The sequence below is a fragment of the Trichocoleus sp. FACHB-591 genome (assembly GCF_014695845.1).
Taxonomy (GTDB): Bacteria; Cyanobacteriota; Cyanobacteriia; order FACHB-46; family FACHB-46; genus Trichocoleus.
This window is the reverse complement of the sequence record NZ_JACJPA010000028.1, coordinates 1-9761: the sequence shown is the minus strand read 5'-3', so window position 1 is coordinate 9761 and position 9761 is coordinate 1. Positions and strand designations below refer to the sequence as shown.

Genomic DNA, 9761 nt, shown 5'->3' with positions numbered 1-9761 from the left:
AGTGATTTTCGATGATGGTAGTTTACCTGATCTGCCCCGCGATCGCTTCTAATTTCAACGGAAAGAAAGAAAAACGAGCCCTCTAGAGACTGACGTGACTCAGCCATCCTCCCCTTCTGATGAAGTGAAGGTGAAAAAGAACAGTTGCTTTAAGCCAAGGTTGATGTGCTCCAGCGTCCTTAGGATAGCGAGAAACTCCTCAACGATGAGGTGGCGGTACTCATCTCTCAACGCTTGAGTAGGGAGTTGAAGTTGTAGAGAAGGAGGCTATAGGCATCGAGGCCGGCATTGTAGCAACTGCGGGCTGTGAACCTGGTGAGGCCTTTATCCAAGCTTACTTTTGCTCAAGTTGGTAAACTGTGGCTTCATTCCAGCTTCGAAGTTCTAGGGTTGTACAACTGCCCCATTGAGGGTGCTAAGACATTTCTGTGCTTCGTAGGCCTGTGGTTTGAGTGCAGCTAGCTTCATTGTCTTGACCTCAGAGCTAGCGTTATCAGGATACCTCTAGCTAGAAGCTGAGACGAGAGTCTATGACCGTTGTCATGAATACAGCATACAGTAATCCAATGCAAACCGCATCACATTAATGAACATAAAGTTGAGGTACAACCAGTAGGTTAAGCTGTGGGTAACAAATTCAGGCTAATCAGGTACTGTGGCAGATCGAGTAACAGTAGACATTGAAGGACTCAGAGAGCGAATTGACGAGGCGTACTCGGATAATCCGCTGTGGACCGAGCTGTCTCTAGCGCAAAAGCTGAGGCGGCTGCTTCTAGATGGATTAGAGAAGGTGGAAGGCGATCGCCTTTCAAAAACTTCTTCATCTACTTCCAAGGTCGATAGTTGAGCATGAATCTCTTAGTGTTTGCTGAGTAGGTTCTCTACGATCGAGTTCACTATATTTAGAGTCAAGATGATTGAAGAATTCTGTCTGGCTTAATCACTATCCTCAGATGGCGAAGCTTCAATTCCTTGTAAAATGCTTTCCAATTCCATTTCCAATTGCTCTGGAGTTGGTAAACTTCCTCGTAACGATTCTGGCAAAGAATTCCGTAACTGGTAAGTTGATACTCCAATTGGTTTATTTACATCTCGCAAAGCATACTCAGCAGCTGTCTTCTTCTTACCTTTACAAAGGATGATACCGATGGTGGGGTTATCATCTCTATGCCGTAATAAGTCATCGACGGCTGAGATATAAAAACTCATTTTGCCTGAAAACTCGGGCTGAAACTCTTTAACTTTGAGGTCAATCACTACAAAGCAACGTAATTTTAGATGATAAAACAGTAAATCGATGTAGTAGTCATCACCATCTACTTCTATGCGATACTGGCTCCCAACAAAAGAAAAACCAACGCCTAACTCTAGTAAAAAATCTCGAATGTGCTCGACTAGAGCAGTTTCTAACTCCCGTTCTTGTACGTCTTGGCTAAGGCTTAAGAAGTCAAAATGATAGGGATCTTTGATTAATTGTTGAGCTAGGTCTGATTGGGGCTGGGGTAGGGCGCGGTCAAAGTTCGTGATGGCACCTCCCATTCTTCGATAGAGCCCACTTTCAATTTGATGAACTAGCACATTACGGCTCCAGCCGTGTACAACTGTTTGCTTTGCATACCAAACTCGCTCTTCAGCATCTTTGAGTTTGTCGAGCAGGCTAATGTTGTGATACCAAGTAATTTGTCCAAGCACATCTTGGACGATTGATTCATCAGGAAATGCTTGAGCAAATGCTCGCATATAGAGGAGGTTGGAGCGAGAGAAGCCTTTGATATCTGGAAGTTCTCGCTTTAAATCTGCCGCTAATTGAGTGATTATTTTTGCACCCCAACCAGCTTGCTGTTGCCGACTCAAAATATCTTTGCCGACCTGCCAATAAAGTAGCACTAGCTCCTTATTAACTGCTAAGGCCGCTCGAATCTGAGCGCTGCGAATCCGTTCTTTCAGGTCCCGCAGAAATTTTTCATAATCATTGGATGACAAACTATTCACTGTCTGAGTTCATACGATTGATCAACTTATGTAGCAGTCGCAGATTTACTTCTACCGTGGATAGAGCTTAGTAACTCAATCGTCCAAGTGCCGCTTGGACAATTAGTTCGTTTGCACTATTCAATTCTAAAACTTACTTTCCATGAGAAACGAATATTTCCCTCATGGCAAAAACAGCAGTGAAAATTTCACTCCACCAATGACTCAAGCTGTCCTAACAATTTCTCTAGTGCTTTTGCCTTTTTTGGATCTTCCCAAATCTTGGCTTGCCTAACCCGTCGGTAAACATCCTTCATACGGTTTGGTAAAGCGCTTGGAACGCCTGTAGTTTTAGTAGGCTGGATTTCATGGATACGCTTTTTGATCTCTCTAACTGAAAGATTGTGCTCTAAAGTTTCGGCAAGCAGCTGTTGACGCTCTTGTACATCCTTTACCTGAGCAATTATTCGCGCTTTTGTATACTCAAGCTGGCCTTGCCGTAAAACATGGAGAACGTCTTCAGGTAAATTGAGTAAGGGTAAACGGTGGCTACGGAAGCTATCTGGGCTTAATCTGCCGATAACCGAAAAGATTTGTTCTACAAGCTTCCATTGGCTACGAACAACGTTGTTCGTAATTTCAGTACCTTGTTTTTGTATATTGGCAACGTGATTGAGCAGAGAGACGACCTCTTCTGGTGAGCACTCTAAACGAATTGAGAGTAGTTGTAGGATTGCCTCTGTTTCCTCAATTGGATTGAGATCCTCTCTTTGCAGATTTTCTAGAAGCGCTACTTGGATTGCATCTTGATCTGCAAGATCTCGGATTAGAACTGGCACTTTTTCAAGCTTGAGGGTTTGAGCTGCTCTGTAGCGACGTTCCCCAGCAAGCAGTTCATACCCACCCTCTAAGGACGGACGAACCAATAGTGGCTGTAAGATACCATGCTCACGAATTGAAGCAACCAAACTGTCCATTGCTTGAGGTGAAAAATAGCGCCGAGGCTGCTGCGGAGGTAAATGGATTTGAGCCAGCGACAAATATTGATCGCTGGGTTCTACCTCTTGCTCTTGAAGCAGAACATTAGGCGTCACTCCTACAAAGTCAAGAAATTGCCTTGTCTTATTGGGAAACTCCATTTCATCCGCCATTGACAAGCGTTTTTTGGCCATATCACACTTGCTCCACAATTGCTTGAACGACTGCTCGATACGCTGAGGTTAGTTTCTGCTCAGAGGTGTATTGATGGATGGGTTCTCGGGCTAAATTTGACTCTGGAAACTGAACTGATTTAGGGACAGGTTCAAAAATTTTGATGCCTGTTAACTTAGCTTGTAGGGTTTTGAGAGCATCTTGGGTCGTGAGCGTGCGATCAGCCATTGTTGGCAAAACCCCCAAGATTTGTAATTCTGGGTGAGTGTCCTCATCTCGGATACCATCGATGGTTTCTAGCAGTTGTCGCAACCCTTCAAGCGCAAAGAATTGACACTGAACTGGAATTAAGACTGTATCTGCCGCCATTAAAGCATTTAGTGTCAGCATTCCTAAGCTAGGAGGACAGTCAATCAAAATATGCTCATAGTCTTGACGTAATGGGTTTAACTTCTTTCTAAGAATTCGGCTATTGTCTGCCACCGTTAGAATCTGCTTCTCTCCAGTTGCAAGGGAAATGTCGGCGGGTAATAGACTAACGCCTGCTTTAGTTTCAACGATCGCTGCGGCTGCTTGTTGCTTGCGATCGATCAAAACTTCATAAGCCGTTTTCTGATCAGGTTGAATTTTTACCCCTAGCCCAGTGGTTAAGTTGCCCTGAGGGTCAAAGTCAACAACTAAACAAGAACCCTGCTCCGCTAATAAACCTCCTAACGCGATCGTGGAGGTTGTCTTTGCTACCCCACCTTTTTGATTCGCGATCGCAATAATCATATTCTTCTCAAGACCTGGATTTTTGTGTTAAAAAATCACTTTATTTGACTGATTCTATGACAAATTGAACGTTTTGTAGCTGCTGCTAGACAAAGAACAAAAAGCAGACTAGAGATGAAGCCTAAGTTCAATACCTTGTAGGAATTCAAATGGGTCGAAGCTTGCCTTTGTCCCTTAGGGTCAAGAAGGTGTTGCCGGTTCAATCCCATTCTGGAGGCGATGTGAAGCCTGCTGCGGAATTGGGCACATTAGGCTTGTAATTTGTCCTGGGCAGATGGAGAGGGAAGACGAAATGATTCAGATGAGTTACGACTTTGATCAGGCTATCCTACCCCTGGGCGCTGCATTAAAGACGAACGTGCTCCTGCGGTTTCGGGCTGATACCCCTGAGTCTGCTCGACGGCAGCTGAACCTTTCCTTAGTGATCGATCGCTCAGGCTCCATGGCAGGTGCTCCTCTACATCACGCCCTCAAAGCCGCTGAGTCGGTGGTGGATCAACTAGAGCCAGAAGATACGCTCTCCGTGGTCGTTTATGACGATGCTGTGGATACGGCTGTATCTCCTCAGTCCGTGACGGATAAAGCTGGGCTTAAAACTGCGATTCGTCGGGTACAAGCTGGTGGTATTACCAACTTGTCAGGAGGATGGCTCAAAGGTTGCGAGTATGTGAAAGCCCATCTAGACCCGCAAAAAATCAACCGTGTCCTGCTGCTCACCGATGGCCATGCCAATATGGGGATTCAAGACCCCAAAGTATTGACGGCAACCTCAGGGCAAAAAGCAGAAGCAGGCATTGTCACCACCACCCTGGGGTTTGCCCAAGGCTTCAACGAAGATCTTTTAATTGGCATGGCCAGAGCGGCCAATGGTAACTTTTACTTTATTCAGAGCATTGATGAAGCGGCTGAAGTATTTAGTATTGAGCTAGACAGCCTCCGGGCAGTGGTAGGCCAGAATCTGCTTGTGACGCTGGAATTAGCAGCAGGAGTCAGCTTAGTTGACACCTTGAGCCTCGCTAAAGTGAGCCAGAATGACGCTGGGGCAACGGTGCTCTCCTTAGGAGAGCTTTATGAGGGCGAAGACAAACTCTTGGGCTTGAGTTTAGCCATTTCTGAGGCGGCGATCGCGGCCCTTGCTGGAAGTGAGCTGCCCCTAATGAAGTTGCACTACAGTGCGGATGTGGTTCAAGATGACCTGATTCAGAGCGTGTCAGGAACCACAGAAGTGGTGGCTAGGGTCGGAACGGTTGAGGAAGCGGCAATGGCAGCTTCGAGCCATATTATTCTGGAGTTAAGCCGCCTGACCATTGCTAAGGCCAAAGAGACCGCTCTTGATTTGGCTGAACATGGCAGGCATGAGTCAGCTGAACAAATCCTCCGCGACTTGATCCAAGACCTGCGCTATCAAGGATTAAATGAGAATTTTGAGATTGCTGAAGAGATCGACCAGCTAGAGTATTTTGCTGGTCGCATCGCTCAAAAAGCTTTAGGTAACGCTGGGCGTAAGGAATTACGGGATCAGACTTATCAGACGATGAGTCGTAACCGCAGTGATCTCGTCGGCCGTGGAGTCACAGCGGGTGAGGAGGTATATGCCATGCCCACCGTGAGCGAAGTGGGTTCTGGTGTGGAACTGCACTGCGTTCGCGAAGGCGGTAAGCTGCGAGTCAAAGTCATATCTGAAGGCTATGACGGGACCAAGAATATTCAGTTTCCTCGGGCCATCCGGGCCGAGGGAGCGCGTTATGTCGTCGAAGGGCTAGAACTATCCAGCGATCTCAGCTTTTATCGAGTCAAAGGTGACATCACTCGCTTCACTAAACCGGGTGAAGTGGATATCTTTGTGGCGGCTCGCTCCTCCAGACCTGCAAGTACGGGTAAAGCTTCGACCGGACCTGCAAGTGCGGCGGCTCTCTCCACCACGGATGCGGTCGGCAATGGTGTGTTAGTGCAATGTGTCAAAGAGGGCAGTAAACTCCGCGCTAGAGTAGTCTCCGATGCCTATGAACCAGATTGGAATATGCGCTTCCCTCGCTCCATTCGGGAAGAGGGGATGCTGTATGTCGTGGATGAAGTGAAGACAGCACCCGATGGCAAGTCCTATATCGCTTGTGGGGAAATCAAGCGGTTTGTGCAACCGGCTCTAGCTTCCTAGATTGGTGTTGCTGTGCATCACCTACCAGCCATTGATTGAGCCGCAGTTAAGCCTCAATCAATGGCTGGTAGTCGTCTGGATTGTCAAAGCCCGCAACCCAGGCGGCGGCTTGATGGCAGCTCCGCATCTCAGGCGGAACGCGCAGGATATGAATGTGCCCTGTGGAGGGACAAGTGACCCTTAAGACCATGAGTGGTTCGTCATCTTCAAAAGCGACGCAGACGAGTTGGCGATCGCCTCCCGTATCGGTGTCGGCATCGCGGATCACCCCTCCCACTTGCTGTAAAAACCGCTCATATCCCAAGCGCTCAATCAGCACCCGACGTAATTCGGCATTCTCGGTGTTGAGGATATCTTGCCCTGTCATCAACTGCGGCTCAAAGGCAATGCGATCGCTGACCTGTACGCCACGCCAGCGTAGAACAAAACCATGTCCTTTAGGTAAGCGAGTGATCCCGCTTCCCGCTAACTCAATCCAATGAGTTACATGCAGTCCTAAAGGGAGCGTTGTGAGGTTGACACAATCACTGATATCCAAGCTCTCACAAGTTAAATTCTCAGGCAGTGAGTAGAGGCTGGGTTCTCCACGCAAATCTAGAGGTCCCAGAACCTTGAGGCCATCCCCAGCTCGATGCTCCAGAATCAGCTTACGAGCGCGATCGCTCGATACAGGTTCATTGGGGCTGAGGTTTGGCTTGGCTAGTTTTCTCGGCACCCGCCCGTTTGACAGCAGATAGCGCATTAATCCATGACCTCTACATAAGCATCAGGTCGGTATTCCCGCTGTCGCCAAACTCGATAAACCCCTTGGGGTAATTCAATGGCCTGATGCTCTTCATGAACCAAAGTGGCTCTGGATTCCTTAACTTCCAGAAACAGATGATTATCCTGCACCCATAACTGAACGGCATTGGCCTCTTGTAGACGATGGCTGTGTCCCGTCAGTTCACCCTCTGCTAGAGTGGCTCCTTCCCGCTTTCGGGTCCCAATCGGTAAGCTAGCAATTCGCCTGAGTAACACATCACCGTGTCTATACAGAACACCGATTTGATTCGCATGAGGGCTGTTGTGGTTATGCAGCATTTGGGGGTGATGGGTTAGTTGAGAGCCAAACTTGTGAATGAGTGTGGGTGAGTGATGCCTAGTTCAATGACTAGTCGCTGTTTGCCGGGGAGGTTTCTCATTTCTCAGGTATGAACTGCAACATGCACTAGTGATGCACTGAACAGGAGACAAATGATGTTTCAATCTTAGCCGATACCCCCAAATCGTTTGGAGCTAATCAGCTGCTAGAGAATGAGTTGAGTAAGCGGTCAATTAGTTCAACGGGAGCGAGTCTTGCAAGTTCAGGTTGCACTAGCGAGATCGCCGTAGAGTTTTTTCGCATTGGGTTTGTGTCAGGGGTTGAACGCTATCGAGTGATGGCAGAAGCGGCAGATAGATGGCAGGCTACAACCCGCGATCGCCCTCGGTACCGATCCATTGCTCATGCCATTACTTGTAATTGGGATCAGCTACAAAGCACGAAGCTAAACCTGAAGAGGTTAGCTGCTATCCGAGACGGCAGCCAGAAGCCTACTGAGACGGAATTACTTAGGCTTGCCTTGGCTCTGGGTATTAGCGAACAGGATTTAGAGTCATTGCCTCTGCTAGACGGGGAAAGCACTAATGCTGCTCTACTAAGCTCAACCTCAGACCCTTTGAGCAGTCAGTGAGCTCTTGAATGATGTATGGGTCTGTCGTGAAGATGCCGATTGCCCTCTGTTTACCATCAGGACCCGCAGACAGGAAGGTGTGACTCCCTAAAACTGTAAAGGGGCGATCGCACGCTAGAAACTTCTCGTGAGTTCCTAGTAGCTTCAGAGTGCATTGGTGGGGATCTGTCTGCCGTAGCACTTTAAACTTAGGCAGTGCGGTCTAGCCATCTTGTGTGTCTTGGATTCTTATGGTACGTCCAACCATTCTGCCCCAGAGTAATAATTCTGCCGACATCTCCTTGCTAGCCCCAGCTAATCTTGCTTGTTCGTGTGCTCGTGGCCCCCTGATCAAGTCACTTGTTAGCATTTCTTTACGGAAATACGGAAAATGTTACGGTTTGTGTGTAGCCAGGGAAGGATAGAACTACATCCGCTTGGAGGATGCAGTGCCAGCACACTCACTAGCCTTGCCAACAGGAGGAATCGATTTATGTCAGTGACCGGTCTGATTCAGGGACTCAATGCCTTTCACAGCGACTACTTCACCACAAATCGAGCCCTGTTTGAACGACTCTCGAACGGGCAGGCACCCGAAGTTCTCTTCATTACTTGTTCCGATTCCCGGATTGACCCCTGCTTAATCACGCAGTCTCAGCCTGGTGAACTCTTCGTGATGCGCAATGTCGGTAATATCATTCCGTCTTATGGAGCCGCGAGTAGTGCTGAAGCCGCTGGGGTAGAGTATGCGGTCGCTGGCGTCGGGGTGCGGGACATCATTGTGTGTGGTCATTCCCACTGTGGGGCCATGAAGGGGTTGCTGCAAATCGGTAATCTGAGTGAGCAGATGCCGCTAGTCTACGACTGGTTGAAGCGGCATGGAGAAGCCACACGGCGCTTAGTGCTAGATAATTATGCGCACCTGCAGCCCGAGCGATTGCTCAAGATCGCGATCGAGCAGAATGTGTTGACGCAGATAGAGAATTTAGAAACGTATCCTGTCATTCGCTCCAAGTTGCATAGCAGGCAGCTGAATCTGCATGCTTGGATGTACGAAATCGAGACTGGTCAGGTATTCGCTTATGATGCGGGATTAGGACAGTTTACGCTGCTGAGGCAGCGCTCCTTCCCGGTACCCGACCCATTGATTACAGCTATTTCACAGTAATCAGGGAAACCCTGTCGTTTCATTGGAATAGTCATTCAGTCGACAGAAATGCGTCCGTTAACGCCTAAGCTTGCTCGGCACTATGTTGAAGACGGAGATGACCCGAGCCTAAGGTCGCACCAGGATTTTGATTGCTTCCCGGCTATCCATTGCTGCCTATCCTTTGGGGACGCCATCAAGATCAACCGTTAAATCGAGAACCGCAGAAGCATTGAGTTTGGCTGCCACCGTATCGGCTAGCAATTTACCGAATGTAAGCACGGGCAGGTGTAGCAACGCCTCGCAATGTGATTTTCTGCATGAATAAACGTCCCAAATTAAAGTTGTGGCTGCTAGTGTGGCACGCCAACATACCCAATCGCGCCACCGGGACGCGCACTGCCGATCGCCATTGCCATTGCAGACTCGCTGCCCACACAGTCCAGTACCGACTCTGCGCAACCTTGGGTAATCTCTTGCACGGCTGCAATGAGCTACGCCCCGCCGGAGGCGATCGCACTGGTCTAGTCCCAGCACTATCCTTACCAAGGCTGCGTGGTTGGTCCAATCGTAAATTCGTTCACGTTCGTGTCTTCTGGCTGGTCGATTGCAAACGCTACAACATTGGCGACTCGATCAGGTGAAATGCCATCGATGCGCCGGTAATAATCACAACTTTGTTTTCAATCATCTGATTCCTCTTTTTGTTGACTCAGATCTTGCACCAAGGCTTAAAAGGTGGCAGAAAGGGCGTGAAACTAATAGACCGCAAGAACAATGGACATTCTTGCCCACGCCCAAGAACTAATCTATCACTTGCTCGATGGGATGCCGACTCCCTACCAACGTCAAAGCCTGCAAGCTTTGC

10 protein-coding genes are annotated in these 9761 nt (G+C 48.4%); 4 read left to right on the top strand and 6 right to left on the bottom strand.

The genetic code is table 11. From position 1 onward, the window contains the following. Positions 1–655: 655 nt before the first annotated feature. Positions 656–847, top strand: a complete 192-nt coding sequence (locus H6F90_RS04025; RefSeq protein ID WP_190550462.1) for a hypothetical protein — start codon at positions 656–658, stop codon at positions 845–847. A gap of 89 nt (positions 848–936) precedes the next feature. Here the strand turns inward: H6F90_RS04025 and H6F90_RS04020 are convergent, their stop codons facing one another. From H6F90_RS04020 to H6F90_RS04010, 3 genes are all read right to left on the bottom strand, one after another. Further along, positions 937–1992: a PDDEXK nuclease domain-containing protein gene (locus H6F90_RS04020; protein WP_190550460.1), complete on the bottom strand. Its 1056-nt coding sequence runs from the start codon at positions 1990–1992 to the stop codon at positions 937–939. 188 nt (positions 1993–2180) lie between these two features. After that, positions 2181–3143 (bottom strand): ParB/RepB/Spo0J family partition protein, encoded by a 963-nt coding sequence (locus tag H6F90_RS04015; protein WP_190550458.1) that lies wholly within the window; start codon positions 3141–3143, stop codon positions 2181–2183. Position 3144: 1 nt separating this feature from the next. After that, positions 3145–3897, bottom strand: a complete 753-nt coding sequence (locus H6F90_RS04010) for a ParA family protein (RefSeq protein ID WP_190550456.1) — start codon at positions 3895–3897, stop codon at positions 3145–3147. A gap of 292 nt (positions 3898–4189) precedes the next feature. Here H6F90_RS04010 and H6F90_RS04005 point away from each other — a divergent pair, with 292 nt between their 5' ends. Beyond that, positions 4190–6052, top strand: a complete 1863-nt coding sequence (locus H6F90_RS04005) for a VWA domain-containing protein (RefSeq protein WP_190550454.1) — start codon at positions 4190–4192, stop codon at positions 6050–6052. Positions 6053–6098: 46 nt separating this feature from the next. On the opposite strand, the gene H6F90_RS04000 is transcribed toward H6F90_RS04005, so the two are convergent. Together H6F90_RS04000 and H6F90_RS03995 are read right to left on the bottom strand one after the other, a co-directional pair. Beyond that, entirely contained in the window at positions 6099–6794 is a 696-nt protein-coding gene (locus H6F90_RS04000) for a DUF6745 domain-containing protein (RefSeq protein ID WP_190550452.1), read from the bottom strand. Beyond that, a complete protein-coding gene (locus H6F90_RS03995; protein WP_190550450.1) occupies positions 6794–7135 on the bottom strand; it encodes a hypothetical protein in 342 nt (113 codons plus the stop codon). Before H6F90_RS03995 ends, H6F90_RS04000 begins: the two co-directional genes overlap by 1 nt. A 218-nt stretch (positions 7136–7353) precedes the next feature. Between H6F90_RS03995 and H6F90_RS03990 the strand changes: the two genes are divergently transcribed. Beyond that, positions 7354–7767 (top strand): hypothetical protein, encoded by a 414-nt coding sequence (locus H6F90_RS03990; protein WP_190550448.1) that lies wholly within the window; start codon positions 7354–7356, stop codon positions 7765–7767. A gap of 472 nt (positions 7768–8239) precedes the next feature. Further along, positions 8240–8914, top strand: a complete 675-nt coding sequence (locus tag H6F90_RS03985; RefSeq protein WP_190550446.1) for a carbonic anhydrase — start codon at positions 8240–8242, stop codon at positions 8912–8914. Positions 8915–9158: 244 nt separating this feature from the next. Here H6F90_RS03985 and H6F90_RS03980 read toward each other — a convergent pair whose 3' ends face one another. Beyond that, positions 9159–9461 (bottom strand): hypothetical protein, encoded by a 303-nt coding sequence (locus H6F90_RS03980; RefSeq protein WP_190550444.1) that lies wholly within the window; start codon positions 9459–9461, stop codon positions 9159–9161. Between the last annotated feature and the right edge of the window lie 300 nt (positions 9462–9761).

Bases quoted from the DNA above. Each gene is read 5' to 3' on its own strand.
- H6F90_RS04015 (WP_190550458.1), bottom strand. From the start codon at position 3,143: ATGGCCAAAAAACGCTTGTCAATGGCGGATGAAATGGAGTTTCCCAAT.
- H6F90_RS03995 (WP_190550450.1), bottom strand. From the start codon at position 7,135: ATGCTGCATAACCACAACAGCCCTCATGCGAATCAAATCGGTGTTCTG.
- H6F90_RS04005 (WP_190550454.1), top strand. From the start codon at position 4,190: ATGATTCAGATGAGTTACGACTTTGATCAGGCTATCCTACCCCTGGGC.
- H6F90_RS04000 (WP_190550452.1), bottom strand. From the start codon at position 6,794: ATGCGCTATCTGCTGTCAAACGGGCGGGTGCCGAGAAAACTAGCCAAG.
- H6F90_RS04010 (WP_190550456.1), bottom strand. From the start codon at position 3,897: ATGATTATTGCGATCGCGAATCAAAAAGGTGGGGTAGCAAAGACAACC.
- H6F90_RS03985 (WP_190550446.1), top strand. From the start codon at position 8,240: ATGTCAGTGACCGGTCTGATTCAGGGACTCAATGCCTTTCACAGCGAC.